This is a genomic window from Streptomyces aureocirculatus (genome assembly GCF_000720475.1).
GTDB classification, from domain to species: Bacteria; Actinomycetota; Actinomycetes; order Streptomycetales; family Streptomycetaceae; genus Streptomyces; species Streptomyces aureocirculatus.
The window spans coordinates 1-16,632 of the sequence record NZ_JOAP01000080.1 but is presented as its reverse complement, the minus strand read 5'-3'; the positions used below and the strand labels follow the sequence as shown (position 1 = coordinate 16,632).

Sequence of the window (16,632 nt, the reverse complement as noted above, 5' to 3'; positions counted from 1 at the left end):
TTCCCTTCGGTGTTTCTTTTGTTCTTGCGTTTCCGACTCTATCAGATCTTTCCGGCTTCCCGTTCCGATCCGATTTCCTCGGTGCTTTCCGGCCTTTCGGCCTTCCGGCGGTGTCGACTCTATCAGATCCTTTCGGGCCTGATTCCCAGTCAACCGGGGTTGTCTTCGCGGCTGTTGGGCCGTTCCGACGAGTGAGACTTTAGCGGAATCTCGGCTCCCGACCTAATCGGGGCGTCCTTTCGAACGCGGACTCCTCATTTCGCAAAAGCACATGAAAACGAGGCGACGGCAGACTGCTCGCGGATACGAGAAGGCTGTGCGTCGATCGCTTGAATGTTTCTTGCGGAATGGCCGCCCGGGGACCGACAGAGATCGGCGCTCACGTCGGGCAACTCGGAGCACACTACGTCCCGGCTCCGGGGGTGTCAACCTCCGGCCTCGGAGCGCTACGGTGGGGTCATGACTACGCATGCGCGCACCCAGCAGTGGTGGGCCGCCTGACGGCGGCCGGTCCCACGCATGCACTCGACGGCCGCCGCTTCGGCGGCCGTTCGCGTATCTCCCTCCGGAGGTCCTGAACCCGGTCGCCGGGTCGGCGGCCACGTTCCGGAAGTGGAGAGAGAGATGACGCGGATCTTCAGCGGGGTCAAGCCGACCGGGCACCTGACGCTCGGGAACTATCTGGGAGCCATCCGGGGCTGGGCAGAGGTCGACCAGCACCGGTCCGACTCGGTGTTCTGCGTCGTCGATCTGCACGCCCTGACCGTGGACCACGATCCGGCACGGGTGCGCAGGCTCAGCAGGCAGGCGGCGACGCTGCTCCTCGCGTCGGGGATCGACCCCGATCGGAGCGTCCTGTTCGTACAGAGCCATGTCGACGAGCACGCCCGGCTCTCGTACCTGCTCGAGTGCGTCGCCTCGGACGGGGAGATGCGCCGGATGATCCAGTACAAGGAGAAGGCCCCCGTCGAACAGGCGCGGGGCGGGAGTGTGCGCCTTTCGCTGCTCACGTATCCGGTGCTGATGGCGGCGGACATCCTGGCGTACGGCGCCGACGAGGTGCCGGTCGGCGATGACCAGACCCAGCACGTCGAGCTGACGCGGGACCTCGCGGCGCGGTTCAACCAGCGGTACGGACAGACGTTCACCCTGCCGCGGGCCACCCGGCCCGAGGTGGCGGCGCGCGTCATGGACCTACAGGACCCGACGTCGAAGATGGGGAAGTCCCATGAATCGGGAGCCGGGATCGTCTACCTCCTCGACGAGCCCGACGTGGTGCGGAAGAAGATCATGCGCGCCGTGACGGACAGCGGGAGCGAGGTCGTGTACGACCGCGGGACCCGGCCCGGGGTCTCGAATCTGCTGGAGATCCTCGCGGCCTGTGAAGGTGGGAACCCGGAAGGCCTGAGCGGTGTATATGAGTCGTACGGAGCGTTGAAGAGGGACACCGCCGATGCCGTGGTGGAGCTTCTGCGGCCCGTGCGGGAGCGGCACAGGGAACTGGTGCGGGATTCCGCGTATGTGGAGGGGGTGTTGCGGACGGGAGCGGAGCGGGCGCGGGAGATGTCCAGGCCGACGGTCGATGCCGCCTATCGGGCGATCGGGCTCCTGCCTCCCGCGCCGGCGCCGGCCGATGTGGTGCCGGTGAACATGGCGCGGTAGGCGCGTGGGCTGGTGGCGAGGCGCGAGGCGAAGTGCTGGCGCATCGTGATCTCGCTGCCGAAGCCCGCGTGGCGGGCCACTTCGGGCATGGGCAGGTCGGTGCGTTCGAGGAGCTTCTGCGCGGCGGCGACGCGCTGGTCGAGGAGCCAGCGCAGGGGTGTGGTGCCGGTCGCCGCGGTGAAGTGCCGGGCGAACGAGCGCGCCGACATGCCTGCCCGAGTGGCCAGGTCGGAGACGGTGAGCGGTTCTTGGAGGTGTCGGAGGGCGTATTCACGGACCGCGGCGAGGGCGTCGGCGTCACGGTCGGCGCGGGGCGTGGGCTGCTCGATGAACTGTGCCTGGCTGCCTGTACGGAACGGCGCGGTGACCATCGAACGGGCGATGGTCGCGGCCGCCTCCGAGCCGTGGGCGGTGCGGACCAGGTGCAGGCACAGATCGATGCCTGCGGCGGTGCCCGCGGCGGTCCAGATGTGGTCGTCCTCGATGAAGAGGGCGTCGGGTACGACGGTGACCTGGGGGTGATGGGTGCGCAGAAGGTCGACGAGGTTCCAGTGGGTGATGGCGCGGCGGCCGTCGAGCAGACCCGCCTGGGCCAGCGCGAAGGCGCCGCCGCAGAGCGCGGCGATGGTGATGCCGCGGGTGTGGGCGCGGCGTAGGGAGGTGAGGAGCGGCGGGGGCGCGGGGGTCACGTGGTCGTCGAGTCCCGGCACGACGAGCAGGTCGGTGCCGGACAGACGGTCGAGCCAGTCGAGGCCACGGTCGGGGGTGAGGGAGAGGCCACCGCGCATCGGGACGGGTGCGGGGTCGGCGGCCACACGGCGCAGATCGAAGGGAGGTACGCCGCGGTCGGTGCGGTCGGTGCCCCACACCTCGGTGATCACTGAGACGTCGAAGGCGCGGATGCCCGGGAAGGCGAGCAGGGCGATGCGCTGAGGTGATCGAACGGTGTCAGGCGCGGGCACGGTGGCAGTAAACCATCGAACGGTGGCTTTTGTAGCTCTGGGGGGAGGGGATTCCAGGCGGCAGCATCGTGGGCATGGACAACAAGGCACTGAACATCGCGGAGAACGCGGCGCTGGTCGTCGTCGACGTACAGAAGGGATTCGAGGAGGAGGGCCACTGGGGGCCGCGGAACAATCCCGGGGCCGACGACAACATCGCCTCGCTGATCGACACCTGGCAGGCGACGGGGCGGCCGGTCGTCTTCGTGCGGCACGACTCGCCCAAGCCCGAGTCGCCGCTGCGGCCGGGGCAGGAGGGCAACGACTTCAAGGAGTACGTCGAGGAGCGGCGTGGGAAGGGGGGTGGTGACGGTGTCGAGCTGCTTGTCACCAAGAGCGTGAACTCTGCCTTCTATGGGACGCCTGATCTGGACGCGTGGCTGAAGGCTGCGGGGGTCTCGCAGATCGTGGTGGCCGGGATTCAGACCAACATGTGTGCGGAGACCACTGCGCGGATGGGTGGGAATCTCGGGTACGAGGTGGTGTTCGCTTATGACGCGACGTACACCTTTGATCTTGTGGGGCCTTTCGGGTGGCGGCTCAGCGCGGAGGATGTCGCGCGGGGGACGGCTGTTTCCCTGCACGGGGGTGGGTTTGCCCGGGTGGTGCTCACCGGGGAGGTGGTGGGGGCTGCCCGGTAGGCCTTCGCGGGGCGCCCCAGGCCCGCCCCTTCACCGTAATCATGGGGCTGCCGCCCCCTGGACCCCCGCTATCGGCGCTTCGCGCCTCGTCCTCAAACGCCGGACGGGCTGGGAATGTGTGCTCGGGCCCGGGACGGGTGAAAGGGCGGGTAGGTGGGGTGATCGTCGCGGCGGGGCGGGCTCAGGCGTTGTTGCCGGAGGCCAGTTCTCGGCTGCGGTCCCTGGCTGCTTCCAGGGCTGCGATCAGGGCCGCTCGGACTCCGTGGTTCTCGAGTTCGCGGATCGCGTTGATCGTGGTGCCCGCGGGGGACGTGACGTTCTCGCGGAGCTTGACGGGGTGTTCGCCGCTGTCGCGGAGCATCACCGCGGCGCCGATGGCGGCTTGGACGATGAGGTCGTGGGCCTTGTCGCGCGGGAGGCCGAGGAGGATGCCGGCGTCGGTCATGGCCTCGACGAGGAAGTAGAAGTACGCGGGGCCGGAGCCGGACAGGGCCGTGCAGGCGTCCTGCTGGGTCTCGGGGACCCGCAGGGTCTTGCCGACGGCGCCGAAGATGGCCTCCGCGTGGGTCAGGTCGGCGGGGCTCGCGTGGCTGCCCGCGGAGATGACGGACATGCCTTCGTCGACGAGTACGGGGGTGTTCGGCATGACGCGGATGACCGGGGTGTCCTCGTGCAGGCGCTCCTCGATGAAGGAGGTGGTGATGCCCGCGGCGGCGCTGACGAGGAGGGTGCCGGTGGTGACGTGCGGGGCGAGTTCGGCGAGGAGGGCGGCCATGTCCTGCGGCTTGCACGCGAGGATGAGGGTGTCCGCGCGCTTGGCCGCGTCGGCGTTGCTGAGGGCTTCCACGCCGTAGCGGGTGTGGAGTTCGTCGGCGCGTTCCTGGCGGCGGGCGGTCACGAACAGGTCCGCGGGTGCCCAGCCGCTGCGGATCATGCCGCTGAGCAGGGCTTCGCCGATCTTTCCGGTACCGAGGACGGCGACCTTCTGGCTCGGTCGGCTCGGCTTGCCCGGCGTCTGCGGACCGCCCGGTGTCTGCGGATCGCTCGGCGTGCTCGGCGTGCTCATGGACGGGCCTCCCGTGGGTGCGTCGGTCGGGGCCATCCTCGCATCGGGCGGACGCGGGTCGGCGGGGTGTCCGGAGGGCGGACGGCGCCGGGTCGGGCCTCGGCGCCGGGTCGGGCCTCAGCGGCGGGTCAGGCCGTGCGGCGGCGGAGGGTGGCGGCGCCCAGGGCCAGGACCAGGAGGGCGCAGCCCGCCACGATCACGGCGTCGCGGACGAAGTCGCCGGTGAGGTCGGGCCGGCGCAGGACTTCGGTCATGCCGTCGACGGCGTACGACATGGGCAGCACGTTCGAGATCGCTTCCAGGGCGGGCTGCATCTGGTCACGCGGGGTGAACAGGCCGCAGAGGACGAGCTGCGGGAAGATCACCGCCGGCATGAACTGGACCGCCTGGAACTCGGACGACGCGAAGGCGGAGACGAACAGGCCCAGTGCCGTGCCGAGCAGGGCGTCCAGGAGTGCGACCAGGAGCAGGAGCCAGGCCGAGCCCGTGACGTCCAGGCCGAGGAACCACAGCGACAGGCCGGTGGCGAGCGCCGACTGGACGACGGCCAGGGCACCGAAGGCGAGTGCGTAACCCGCGATGAGGTCGCCCTTGCCCAGGGGCATCGCGAGGAGGCGTTCCAGGGTGCCGGACGTGCGTTCGCGCAGGGTGGCGATGGAGGTCACGAGGAACATGGTGATCAGCGGGAAGATGCCGAGGAGCGAGGCGCCGATGGAGTCGAAGGTGCGCGGGCTGCCGTCGAAGACGTAGCGCAGGAGCAGCAGCATCACGCACGGGACCAGGATCATCAGGGCGATGGAGCGGGGGTCGTGGCGGAGTTGGCGCAGGACCCGGGCCGCGGTGGCGAGGGTGCGGTGCAGGTTCATGTCGGTTCTCCGTAGAGGTGGGGTGGGCTGGGGTGAGGTGCGGGCTGGGCGTGGACAGCCCGGTGGGCGCTAGCTCGCGTTGGCCTCGTCCACCAGGCGGAGGAAGGCGGCCTCGACGGTCTCCGCGCCGGTGCGGGTGCGCAGGGCGTCGGGGGTGCCGTCGGCGAGGATCTCGCCCGCGCGCATCAGGAGCAGCCGGTGGCAGCGCTCCGCCTCGTCCATGACGTGCGAGGACACGAGGATCGTGGTGCCGCGGTCGGCCGCGATGGCGTGGAAGAGGTCCCACAGGTCCCGGCGGAGCACCGGGTCCAGGCCGACGGTGGGTTCGTCGAGGACGAGGAGTTCGGGGGCGCCGAGGAGGGCGACCGCGAGGGAGACGCGGTTGCGCTGGCCGCCGGAGAGGTTGCCCGCGAGTGCGTCGGCGTGCGTGGTGAGGTCCACGTCGGCGATGGCGCGGGTGACGTTCTCGTGGCGGCGGGTGGCCGCGGGGCCGCGGCCCGGGGCCAGGACGGCGGCGAAGTACTCCAGGTTCTGCCGGACCGTGAGGTCGTCGTAGACGGACGGGTCCTGGGTGACGTACCCGATGCGGGAGCGGAGCTCCGGGGTGCCCGCCGGGTGGTCGAGGACGTCCAGGGTGCCGGTGACCTGTGCCTGGGTGCCGACGATCGCCCGCATCAGCGTGGACTTTCCGCAGCCGGACGGGCCGAGCAGGCCGGTGATCTGGCCTCGCGGCACGGTGAAGCGGAGGTTGCGCAGGACGGTGCGGCGGCCGCGTACGGCCTTGAGGGATTCGGCCCTGATCGCGGCCGGGGCGGCGCCCTGGGCGGTGACGGATGCGCCGGCCGAGGCCGGGTCTGGGTCGGATGCCGAGATATTCATCATGTGATGATTATGCGCGCCGGGCCGCGCCCCGCGTCAAGGCCCGGCACGTTTTTCGGGCATGCCGAGGCACCGCCGACGCGGACGGGTGCGTGGCGGTGCGGGATGTTGCGTACGGGGAGAGGGTGTGGGGAGAGGGGACGGCCAGGAGGGGTGGCGGGGCCGGTACTCGTGGGCCGGGGCCGCGCGGCGGCTACTTGCGGCGCTTGCGCTTCGACGGGTGGCCCGCGCGGCGAGCGGTCCGCTTCTCGTACTGCACGCGCGCCTTCTCGTACTCCTCCCGGTGCAGCTTCTCGCCGGGGGCCTCCTTCAGGGAGCGGAAGAAGTACGCGAGCAGGGAGCCGATGAAGCCGATCATCATCAGGCTGCGCATCTGGGCCACCGACTGCGGGTCGTGGCGCTTGCCGAACCCCTCCCACGTGCGCCGGAACGCGATCGCGCTGCAGATCGCGAACATGATCACGACGAGCAGGTTCACGAACGCCCCCACGTCCGCGATCTCCAGGCCCTGGTACGCGAACCGCAGCACGAGGCAGCCCGCGGCCGCCGCGGCGAGCGAACCGGCCGCGACGCCGACGCGCCGCAGGCCGTAGCGGTCCGTGTGGTCGACCCAGGTCGTCCCGAAGAACCGGATGGACTCGGGCTGCGGGCCAGGCGGGGTGCCGCCCACGACTGCCGCCTCGACGGCACGCGCAACCTCCGCGGTGCTCGCGCCCTCCGCGGTGCGCGCGGCGTCCGCGGTGCTCGCCGCCCCGGCCGTGCGCGCCGCCTCGGCGGTACTGGCGCCGCGCGCACCCTTCGCGGCATCCACGGCGTCCACGCCCTTCGCCACTTTCGCAGTGCGCGCCGCCTCCGCGGTGCGCGCCGCCTCCGCGGTGCGCGCCGCCTCCGCGGTGCGCGCCGCCTCCGCGGTGCTAGCGCCGTGCGCGGCGTTCGCCGCCTTCACGGCGTTCGCGGCGTTCCGGTGCTTCCGGGGCTTCCGGGGCTCAGCGGTGGGGGATTCTTCGCTCACGTCGTCGATTATCGCCCCGCCCGCGCCGCAGGCCGTGTACGCGGTGGGGAGAGGGGACGCGGCGTCGGGTGTCGTGTGTCCCGGGAGAGCGCGCGCGGTCGTGCGCGAATGCCGCCGCGCCGTATTCGTCCCCCGCCTTGCCCTGCGTCCGTACCCGGCCGCTAGTTTGTGCGGACCAGCAGTTTGTCAGTCAGCATGGGGACGACCGGGACGGGGAGGTCGAGAATGTCGCTCCGCTCAGGTGATCCTGAGGAGATCGGTGGTTATCCGGTCGAGGCCCGCCTCGGCTCCGGCGGCATGGGCACCGTCTTCCTCGGCCGTACGGCGTCGGGCCGGCCGGTCGCGATCAAGCTGATCCACCAGCAGTTCACGGACGACGACGAGTTCCGCACCCGCTTCCGGCAGGAGGTCGCCGCGGCGCGCCGGGTCAGCGGCGCGTTCACGGCCGCCGTCGTCGACGCCGACCCCGAGGCGACGCACCCGTGGATGGCCACCGCGTACATAGAGGGGCCGACGCTCGCGCAGCGCATCGCGCAGCGCGGGCCGATCGGCGGCGCCGACCTGCGCTCGCTCGCCATCGGGCTCGCGGAGGCGCTGCGCGACATCCACCGGGCCGACGTCGTCCACCGTGACCTGAAGCCGTCCAACGTCGTGCTGTCCCCGGAGGGGCCGCGCGTCATCGACTTCGGCATCTCCCGCGCCGCCGACCAGCAGACGCTGACGATGACCGGGCGGGTGATCGGCACACCACCGTTCATGTCGCCGGAGCAGTTGCAGAACCCGCGCGGCGTCGGTCCTTCCTCGGACGTCTTCTCGTTCGCGACGCTCCTTGTGTACGCGTCGACCGGGCAGGGGCCCTTCGACGCGGACTCCCCGTACATGACCGCGTACCAGGTCGTGCACGAGGCGCCCGCCCTCGGCGACGTGCCGCCCGCGCTCCGGGCGGTCGTCGAGCCCTGCCTCGCCAAGGACCCGGCGGCGCGGCCCTCCGTCGACGAGCTCCTGGAGCTGCTGCGGGACCTGCCCGTCGAGCTCGAGGTCGTCGCGGGTGGCAGCCGCACCCGGGACACCGAGACCCAGGTCGGCCGGGACACCGGCGCCACCCCGGCCCCCACCGCTTTCCGGGCCACCCCCCGGTCCGACACCCAGCCCACCCGCTCCGCCCGCCGCCGCTGGCGCCCCGTGCTCGCCGCCGTCGCCGCCGTCGCCGTCATCGGTGCGGGCCTCGCCGTCCTGAGCCGGACCTCCAGCGAGGACACGGACGGGCACCCCGACAGCAGGGGGCGCACGGTGGCCGCGAGCAGCCGGGCCCTGCCGGACGGGTTCCGGCCGTGGCAGCAGAACGTACCGGCGGGCGGGGCGAAGATCCCCGACGAGGTGCGCTGCTTCCCGTACGGCGACTCGGCGTACTGCGGTGGTGGCGGCATGGTCGCCACCCGTGTCCGGATCGCCGACGGCAAACGGCTGTGGGAGGTGGGCGGTCCTGGCGTCCCGGTCCAGGACACGTACATCGCCGGACTCGCGGGCACGGGCACGGCAGCGGGCGCGGACGCGGGCACAGGCACAGCAGCGGGCACGGGCGCAGGCGCAGGGACGGCAGCGGGCGCGGGCCCGGGCGACGCGACCCCCGGGGCCGGAGCCTCGGCCGAGGTCGGAGCCGGAGCCGGAGCCGGGAAGGGCTCCGCGTCCGCCAAGGCCGCCCCCGTCGTCATCGCCTACCGCTTCGCAGCCCAGGGCAGCGGCCAGGACAAGGTCGTCGCCCTCGACTCCGCACGCGGCAAGGAGCTGTGGTCCGCGCCGTTCAGCGCCCAGTCCTCCGCCGTCGCGGGCCAGGGCGCCCCCGACGCGGTCATGGTCGGCTCGGCCGTCCTGACGGCCGACGCAGGCGGCACCCATATCCAGGCCCATGACGTCCGCTCGGGGCGGACGCTGTGGACGTACCCGTTCCCGGCGGGCAGCCAGTGCGCGCCGCTCGGCGCGGGCGCCCGCGCCTACCTGATGTGCGTACCGAAGTCGCAGATCGCGACCGGCGGACCGCAGCGGGCCACGGTGCGCGGCGTCGACGTCGGCTCGGGCGAGCCCGGCCGGTCCTTCACCCTGGACGGTCCGGTGGCTCCCCTTGGCGTGCAGGGCGGGCGGCTCGTCCTGGCGCGGCAGTATGCGGGCAAGCTCGACGGCGTCGAGTACGAGGCGGTGCTCCGCCTCGACGCGGCGCACGGCAAGGTGACGTCGGCCCGCCTCGACAAGCGGTACGGCGGTACGGCGCAGCTCATCGACGGCACGGTGTACTTCACCGAGCAGAGCGGCCGGGTCAGCGCGGTCGCCGCCGCCACCGGCAGGCTCAAGTGGGCCCGGCACACGGGTGTGGAGGGCACATCGGGTCCGACCGCCGGTCCTGGCGCGCTCTACTTCGCGTCGAGCGGCGGGCGGGTCGCCGCGCTGTCACCGCGCGACGGCCGCAGGCAGTGGACCACCGACCCCAAGGTCGACGGCGTCGGCGCGACGGCGACGAGCCCGCGCGTGGCGTTCGCCGGGCGGGTGGCGCTCGTGTCCGGCTCGGAGAACCTGCTGTACGCCTTCGACACGGCGAAGCCGCCGAAGTCCGAGTGAACCGGACGTCGGCGGCTTGGTGGAAATCCAGGAGGTGGAGATCCAGGCGGTGGAGATCCAGGCGGTGGAGATCCAGGAGCCGGAGACCCAGGAGCCCGAGCGCCGACGCTTCAGCAGCGCGGCGCCACGTACCCGTTGCTGCCCGTCCGCACGTATGTGTCCGACACATAGCGGCCGCTGCCGATCCGGTCCCATATCTTCGACGTGCCGGTCGGGCCCTTGACCGTCTCACCGGGCCGCTGGCAGGCGATGGTGACACGGGAGCCGGCCTTCACGCGGCCGACCTTCTCGTACGAAGTGCCGGGACCTGAGCGGACATTGGCGTCCGCGACGACGGCGTAGGTGCGGGCGGCGGCCTGCTCGGCGACTGCCTCCGCCTCGGCCCCCACGACCGCTTCCGCCTCGGTGACGGCTTCCGCCTCCGCGACCACTTCGGCCTCGGCGACAGATTCCGCGACCACTTCGGCCTCAGTGACCACCTCGGCCTCACCCGTCCCAGCGGGGACCGTCAGTTCCTCACTGCTCATCCTGCTACCTCGTTTCCCCCGTGAAAACCGGCGGCGCGGACCGCCCATGGCGTGTTCTCCACACCCTAGACGCGCCCGCGCACCAAGCCAGTTGCAGGACAAAGCAGGACAGTCTTCGCGCCTTAGTGGAGGGATCAGTTCCCTCCCCGGACGGATCAGTTCCCGCCCACGGCGATTTTCAGCCCAGCTTCGACACGTCCCGCACCGCGCCCTTGTCCGCGCTGGTCGCCATCGCCGCGTACGCCCGCAGTGCCTGCGAGACCTTCCGCTCGCGGGACTTGGGGGCGTACACGCCGCCCAGGGCCTCTCGGCGGCGGGACAGTTCGGCGTCGTCGACGAGCAGGTCGATCGAGCGGTTCGGGATGTCGATGCGGATGCGGTCGCCGTCCTCGACGAGGGCGATCGTGCCGCCGGACGCGGCCTCCGGGGACGCGTGGCCGATGGAAAGGCCCGACGTACCGCCGGAGAAGCGGCCGTCGGTGATGAGCGCGCAGGCCTTGCCGAGGCCGCGGCCCTTCAGGAACGAGGTGGGGTAGAGCATCTCCTGCATGCCGGGGCCGCCCTTGGGGCCCTCGTAGCGGATGACGACCACGTCGCCCTCCACGACCTGCTTGTTGAGGATCTTCTCGACGGCCTCTTCCTGCGACTCGCAGACGACCGCCGGGCCCTCGAAGGTCCAGATCGACTCGTCGACGCCCGCCGTCTTCACGACGCAGCCGTCGACCGCCAGATTGCCCTTGAGGACGCCGAGCCCGCCGTCCTTGGAGTACGCGTGCGCGACATCGCGGATGCAGCCGCCCGCCGCGTCCGTGTCGAGGGTGTCCCAGCGCTCGGACTGCGAGAAGGCCTCGGCGGAGCGGCGGCAGCCGGGGGCCGCGTGCCACAGCTCGACGGCCTCGCCGGTGGCCGAGCCGCTGCGGATGTCCCACGCGTCGAGCCACTGCTTGATGGACGGGGAGTGGACGGTGTGCACGTCCTCGTTGAGGAGCCCGCCGCGGTACAGCTCGCCGAGGATCGCGGGGATGCCGCCTGCGCGGTGCACGTCCTCCATGTAGTACGTCGTGGTCGGCGCGACGTTGGGTGCGACCTTCGCGAGGCACGGGACGCGGCGCGAGACGGCGTCGATGTCGTTCAGGTCGTACCCGGCACCGGCCTCCTGGGCCGCGGCGAGCAGGTGCAGGATCGTGTTCGTGGAGCCGCCCATGGCGATGTCCAGGGCCATGGCGTTCTCGAAGGCGGCGTGGGTGGCGATGTTGCGCGGCAGGACGGAGTCGTCGTCCTCCTCGTAGTACCGCTTGGTCAGCTCGACGACCGTGGCGCCCGCGCGCTCGTAGAGGGCCCTGCGGGCCGTGTGCGTGGCGAGGACCGAGCCGTTGCCGGGCAGGGAGAGGCCGATGGCCTCCGTCAGGCAGTTCATGGAGTTGGCCGTGAACATGCCGGAACAGGAGCCGCAGGTCGGGCAGGCGTTCTCCTCGATGCGCAGGACGTCCTCGTCCGAGACGTTCTCGTTCGAGGCGTCGACCATCGCGTCGATCAGGTCGAGCTTGCGGACCGTGCCGTCGACGAGCGTGGTCTTGCCCGCCTCCATGGGGCCGCCGGAGACGAAGACCGTCGGAATGTTCAGGCGCAGGGCGGCCATCAGCATGCCGGGCGTGATCTTGTCGCAGTTGGAGATGCAGATCAGGGCGTCCGCGCAGTGCGCTTCCACCATGTACTCGACGGAGTCCGCGATCAGGTCGCGGGAGGGCAGCGAGTACAGCATGCCGCCGTGGCCCATGGCGATGCCGTCGTCCACGGCGATGGTGTTGAACTCGCGCGGGATGCCGCCCGCGTCGCGGACCGCCTCGCTGACGATGCGGCCCACGGGCGCGAGGTGCGTGTGGCCCGGCACGAACTCGGTGAAGGAGTTCGCCACGGCGATGACGGGCTTGCGGCCGATGTCCGCGCCCGGTACCCCGGAGGCCCGCATAAGGGCGCGCGCGCCCGCCATGTTGCGGCCGTGGGTGACTGTGCGGGACCTCAGCTCGGGCATCGTCGCTCGCTCCTCAAGGGTCATGCTGCGCGGCATGGTCGGGGCAGGTGTGACTACGTCGAGCGTACGCCGGTGATCCAAGATCCGGACAGGGTGTCCGGATGACGGGACGGCCGTCCCACTCCGATACACCCGGGTGAGCGGGCCTGGTCAGCGGTCCTGGCCAGCGGTTCCGGTTGGAGGTTCCGGTCGGAGGTTCCGGTCAGCGGTCCCGGTCGGCCGTGAGGTGCCCCTGTACGACGGGCGCCACGCGAGTCACGATCTGCTCCAGGTCCACCGAGGCAAGAGGCTCGACCTTGATCACGTACCGCAGCATCGCCGTGCCGACCAACTGCGCCGCGGCCAGTTCGGCGCGCAGCTCGGCGTCCGGCAGGTCGAGGCCGCGGGCGATGCGGGCGAGCACCTGACCGGTGACGAGATCGCGGAAGACCGCGGCCGCCGTCTCGTTGTTGACCGCGGACCGCACGATCGCCAGGAGCGGCGCACGGGTCTCCGGGTTCTCCCAGACGCCGAGGATGAAGCGGGTCAGCCGCTCCCCCAGCTCTTCGGGCGGCCCGTCCTCCACGGCGTCCGGCGCCTGGAACGCGGGCGCGAAGGCCACCTCGACGGCCGCCGCGAAGACCTGTTCCTTCGTACCGAAGTAGTGGTGCACGAGGGCCGAGTCCACGCCCGCCGCCTTGGCGATGGACCGCACGGACGCCTTCTCGTACCCGCGCTCGGAGAACTGCGCGCGGGCCGCGTCCAGGATCACCTCGCGGGTGGCGGGGCCCTGAGCGGACTGCGTACGGGTGGGGCGTCCCCGGCGGCGTGGGGCGGGGGCCTGGTCCTGGGTCCGGCCCTGGGCCTGGGCGTGGGTGGGCTCGGGGGCACGGCCCGGTGCGTGGGCGGGGTGGTCCGTCACCGGCGGGGCACCTTCACCGCCGACGCCAGATGCAGCCGGGTGAAGGCGAGCGCCTCGGCGAGGTCGGCCTCGCGCTCGGCGCCGGACATCGCGCGCCGGGTGTTCACCTCGACCACGACATGACCGTCGAAGCCGCTCCTCGCGAGGCGTTCAAGGAGTTCGGCGCAGGGCTGGGTGCCGCGTCCCGGGACCAGGTGCTCGTCCTTCGCGGAGCCCTTGCCGTCGGCGAGGTGGACATGGCCGAGGCGGTCGCCCATGCGGTCGACCATGTGCAGGGCGTCGGTGCGCGAGGTCGCCGTGTGCGAGAGGTCGATCGTGAAGTGGCGGTAGTCGTCCTTGGTGACGTCCCAGTCGGGGGCGTACGCGAGCATCTCGCGGTCGCGGTAGCGCCAGGGGTACATGTTCTCCACGGCGAACCGCACGTCCGTCTCGTCGGCCATCCGCCAGATGCCCTCGACGAACTCACGGGCGTAGTTGCGCTGCCAACGGAACGGCGGGTGCACGACGACGGTGGACGCGCCCAGCTTCTCGGCGGCGGTCCTGGCACGCTGCAGCTTGACCCAGGGGTCGGTGGACCAGACCCGCTGAGTGATCAGCAGGCAGGGCGCGTGCACGGCGAGGACGGGAACCCGGTGGTAGTCGCTGAGGCGGCGCAGGGCTTCGATGTCCTGGCTGACGGGATCCGTCCACACCATCACCTCTACACCGTCGTAGCCGAGGCGCGCGGCTGTCTCGAAGGCCGTCGCCGTCGACTCCGGGTACACGGAGGCCGTGGACAAAGCGACCTTCGCATCCGGGATGCGCACGACTGGTTCCACCACGGGGACAGCGTACGGGGTGCCTCCGGCGGGCGGGGCGGGACAGGGGGCACCTGTGCCGGACGGCCTGTTTCAGGTGACCTGCGTCGCCGGCAGGTGGTCGAGCCTGCGCAGGATCACGCCCTCACGCAGCGCCCACGGGCAGATCTCGACCGACTCCACGCCGAAGAGGTCCATCGCGCCCTCGGCGACGAGCGCTCCCGCGAGGAGCTGCCCTGCCCGGCCGACGGAGACCCCGGGCAGCTCGGCGCGCTCCGCCGTGGTCATCCCGGCGAGCTGCGGCACCCAGTCCTCCAGGGTCTTCCGCTTCAGCTCGCGCTGTACGTACAGGCCGTCGGCGGACCGCGCGGCACCGGTGAGCCTGGCCAACTGCTTGAACGTCTTCGAGGTCGCGACGATGTGGTCCGGGCTGCCGAAGCGGCTGAACTCGCCCACCGTACGGGCGATCTGGGCGCGGACGTGGCGCCGCAGGGCCCGTACGTCGGCGGGGTCCGGCGGGTCCCCGGGCAGCCATGCGGCGGTGAGCCTGCCGGCGCCGAGCGGCAGGCTCACCGCGGCGTCCGGCTCCTCGTCGATGCCGTAGGCGATCTCCAGGGAGCCGCCGCCGATGTCGAGGACCAGCAGCTTGCCCGCGGACCAGCCGAACCAGCGCCGGACGGCGAGGAACGTCAGCCGGGCCTCCTCGGCGCCGCTGAGCACCTGGAGGTCGACACCGGTCTCCTCGCGGACCCGGGCGAGCACCTCGTCGGCGTTGGTGGCCTCGCGCACCGCGGAGGTGGCGAACGGCAGCAGGTCCTCGACCCCCTTGTCCTCGGCTGCCTCCAGCGCGTCACGCACCGTGGCGACGAGCAGCTCCACGCCCGCCTGGCCGATGGCGCCCGCCTCGTCGATGAGTTGGGCGAGGCGCAGGTCGGCCTTGTGGGAGTGCGCGGGCAGCGGGCGGGCGCCGGGGTGGGCGTCCACCACCAGCAGATGCACCGTGTTCGAACCCACGTCGAGGACACCGAGTCTCATGTACGGAACGCTACTGCGCCGGGGGGCGCCGGTGGCGGCCGGGCGGATGTTGCTGTTTTCCGGGGGGATGTTGCCGTTCTCCGGGGGGTGCGCCCGTTCCCCGGGGGGTTGTTCCCGTTCTCGGGTGGGATGTTCCCGTTCTCGGGTGGGATGTTCCCGTTCTCCGGGGAGGGGGTCGCGCGCATACCCTGGAGACGTGCCAAAGACGAAAAAGGCGAAGACCGACAAATCGAAGCCGTCGGAGTCAGTGGAGTCATCGCAGCCCTCCCAGCCCTCGCAACTCTCCAAGCCCTCCAAGGCTGCGAAGCCCTCGAAGCCTTCGCAGCTTTCGAAGCTCTCCAAGTCGGAGAAGAAGGCCGGGAAGGCCGGGAAGGGGGTGAAGTCCGTCGTCAACGTCGGCAAGGCTGCCGTGGTCCCGGACGAGCAGGGTCTCGACTTCGCCCGTGCCTGGGTGGAGTTCCCTGACCCGGCGGACGACGAGCAGGTCTTCCGCTGCGACCTGACGTGGCTCACCTCCCGCTGGAACTGTGTGTTCGGCAGCGGCTGCCAGGGCATCAAGGCGGGCCGTGCCGCCGACGGCTGCTGCACGCTGGGCGCGCACTTCTCGGACGAGGAGGACGAGCAGCGGGTCGCGGGTCATGTGGCGCGGCTCACGCCGGACATCTGGCAGCACCACGACGTCGGCACCCAGACCGGGTGGGTCTCGCAGGACGAGGACGGCGAACGGCAGACCCGTCCCTTCAACGGGTCGTGCATCTTCCAGAACCGGCCCGGCTTCGCGGGGGGCGCGGGTTGTTCGCTGCACATCCTGGCGCTGAGGGAGGGGCGGGAGCCCCTGGAGACCAAGCCCGACGTGTGCTGGCAGTTGCCGGTGCGGCGTACCTTCGACTGGATCGACCGGCCGGACGACACCCGGGTGCTTCAGGTGTCCATCGGTGAGTACGACCGCCGGGGGTGGGGGCCTGGGGGGCACGACCTGCACTGGTGGTGCACGTCGGCGACCTCCGCGCACGGGGCGGGTGAGCCTGTGTACGTGTCGTACCGGCCCGAGCTGGTTGAGCTGATGGGCAAGGCGGGGTATGACCGGCTGGTCGAGCTTTGTGAGGAGCGGTTGGCTTCTCAGCTTCCGCTGATTGCGCCGCATCCTGCGGATCCTCAGGGGTAGCTGGCCCCTGGGCCTGCTGCTCGACGCCGGGGGGTGCCGCCGCCGGGGGGTGCCGCCGCCGGGGGTCGCCGTTGGCGGGTGCCGGTTTGTTCTTGGTTGCGCGCGCCGTTCCCCGCGCCCCCTTCGGGGCGATTCCCCCGCCCCGCGAGTGCCGGAGTGGCACCGCAGCGGGGCGCCTCCCCGCCGCCGGGAGAGCCGCCGTTGGCGGGTGCCGGATGGTTCTTGGTTGCGCGCGCCGTTCCCCGCGCCCCCTTCGGGGCGATTCCCCTGACCCGCGAGTGCCGGAGTGGCACCGCAGCGGGGCGCCTCCCCGCCGCCGGGAGAGCCGCCGTTGGCGAGTACCAGTTGGTTCTTGGTTGCGCGCGCCGTTCCCCGCGCCCCCTTCGGGGCGATTCCCCCGCCCCGCGAGTGCCGGAGTGGCACCGCAGCGGGGCGCCT

At 71.6% G+C, this 16,632-nt stretch carries 15 protein-coding genes; 5 read left to right on the top strand and 10 right to left on the bottom strand.

Annotation, left to right across the window (positions count from 1 at the left end; translation table 11 throughout):
• Together IG78_RS50795 and trpS are read left to right on the top strand one after the other, a co-directional pair.
• Positions 1–195 (top strand): hypothetical protein (locus IG78_RS50795; protein ID WP_211267719.1); only part of this gene is annotated, 195 nt, incomplete at its 5' end.
• A 429-nt stretch (positions 196–624) separates the two neighbouring features.
• Positions 625–1,662: a tryptophan--tRNA ligase gene (trpS, locus tag IG78_RS0138860; RefSeq protein WP_030573707.1), complete on the top strand. Its 1,038-nt coding sequence runs from the start codon at positions 625–627 to the stop codon at positions 1,660–1,662.
• Here the strand turns inward: trpS and IG78_RS0138855 are convergent.
• Positions 1,590–2,624, bottom strand: coding sequence for a GlxA family transcriptional regulator (locus tag IG78_RS0138855; RefSeq protein WP_030573705.1), 1,035 nt, complete (start codon positions 2,622–2,624; stop codon positions 1,590–1,592). The two genes, trpS and IG78_RS0138855, sit on opposite strands and share 73 nt — an antisense overlap.
• An 89-nt stretch (positions 2,625–2,713) precedes the next feature.
• Between IG78_RS0138855 and IG78_RS0138850 the strand changes: the two genes are divergently transcribed.
• Positions 2,714–3,304, top strand: a complete 591-nt coding sequence (locus tag IG78_RS0138850) for a cysteine hydrolase family protein (RefSeq protein ID WP_030573703.1) — start codon at positions 2,714–2,716, stop codon at positions 3,302–3,304.
• A 181-nt stretch (positions 3,305–3,485) separates the two neighbouring features.
• Here IG78_RS0138850 and proC read toward each other — a convergent pair whose 3' ends face one another.
• From proC to IG78_RS0138830, 4 genes are all read right to left on the bottom strand, one after another.
• Positions 3,486–4,370 carry a pyrroline-5-carboxylate reductase gene (proC, locus tag IG78_RS0138845; RefSeq protein WP_030573701.1) on the bottom strand — a complete coding sequence of 295 codons (885 nt, stop codon included), beginning with the start codon at positions 4,368–4,370 and terminating at the stop codon, positions 3,486–3,488.
• 128 nt (positions 4,371–4,498) lie between these two features.
• Positions 4,499–5,236, bottom strand: a complete 738-nt coding sequence (locus IG78_RS0138840) for an ABC transporter permease (protein WP_030573699.1) — start codon at positions 5,234–5,236, stop codon at positions 4,499–4,501.
• 69 nt (positions 5,237–5,305) lie between these two features.
• The gene (locus tag IG78_RS0138835) at positions 5,306–6,118 is read right to left on the bottom strand and encodes an ABC transporter ATP-binding protein (RefSeq protein WP_030573696.1); all 813 of its coding nucleotides are present in this window, start codon (positions 6,116–6,118) and stop codon (positions 5,306–5,308) included.
• A gap of 190 nt (positions 6,119–6,308) precedes the next feature.
• Positions 6,309–6,785: a hypothetical protein gene (locus tag IG78_RS0138830; RefSeq protein WP_030573693.1), complete on the bottom strand. Its 477-nt coding sequence runs from the start codon at positions 6,783–6,785 to the stop codon at positions 6,309–6,311.
• Between the two features lie 567 nt (positions 6,786–7,352).
• On the opposite strand from IG78_RS0138830, the gene IG78_RS0138825 reads away from it, so the two are divergent.
• Positions 7,353–9,737 carry a protein kinase domain-containing protein gene (locus IG78_RS0138825; RefSeq protein ID WP_030573690.1) on the top strand — a complete coding sequence of 795 codons (2,385 nt, stop codon included), beginning with the start codon at positions 7,353–7,355 and terminating at the stop codon, positions 9,735–9,737.
• Between the two features lie 110 nt (positions 9,738–9,847).
• Here IG78_RS0138825 and IG78_RS43370 read toward each other — a convergent pair whose 3' ends face one another.
• From IG78_RS43370 to IG78_RS0138800, 5 genes are all read right to left on the bottom strand, one after another.
• Complete coding sequence (locus IG78_RS43370) at positions 9,848–10,264, bottom strand: SH3 domain-containing protein (RefSeq protein WP_030573687.1); 417 nt, start codon at positions 10,262–10,264, stop codon at positions 9,848–9,850.
• A 178-nt stretch (positions 10,265–10,442) separates the two neighbouring features.
• Complete coding sequence (gene ilvD, locus IG78_RS0138815) at positions 10,443–12,296, bottom strand: dihydroxy-acid dehydratase (protein WP_030573684.1); 1,854 nt, start codon at positions 12,294–12,296, stop codon at positions 10,443–10,445.
• A gap of 202 nt (positions 12,297–12,498) precedes the next feature.
• Positions 12,499–13,197, bottom strand: a complete 699-nt coding sequence (locus IG78_RS43365; RefSeq protein ID WP_030573681.1) for a TetR/AcrR family transcriptional regulator — start codon at positions 13,195–13,197, stop codon at positions 12,499–12,501.
• Positions 13,194–14,018: a sugar phosphate isomerase/epimerase family protein gene (locus tag IG78_RS0138805; protein ID WP_030573678.1), complete on the bottom strand. Its 825-nt coding sequence runs from the start codon at positions 14,016–14,018 to the stop codon at positions 13,194–13,196. The genes IG78_RS43365 and IG78_RS0138805 overlap by 4 nt, the downstream gene beginning before the upstream one ends.
• A 69-nt stretch (positions 14,019–14,087) precedes the next feature.
• Positions 14,088–15,029, bottom strand: coding sequence for a Ppx/GppA family phosphatase (locus IG78_RS0138800; RefSeq protein ID WP_030573675.1), 942 nt, complete (start codon positions 15,027–15,029; stop codon positions 14,088–14,090).
• 196 nt (positions 15,030–15,225) lie between these two features.
• Here IG78_RS0138800 and IG78_RS0138795 point away from each other — a divergent pair, with 196 nt between their 5' ends.
• On the top strand, positions 15,226–16,194 hold the full coding sequence (locus tag IG78_RS0138795; protein WP_030573672.1) for a DUF3109 family protein: 969 nt from the start codon (positions 15,226–15,228) through the stop codon (positions 16,192–16,194).
• Positions 16,195–16,632: the final 438 nt, after the last annotated feature.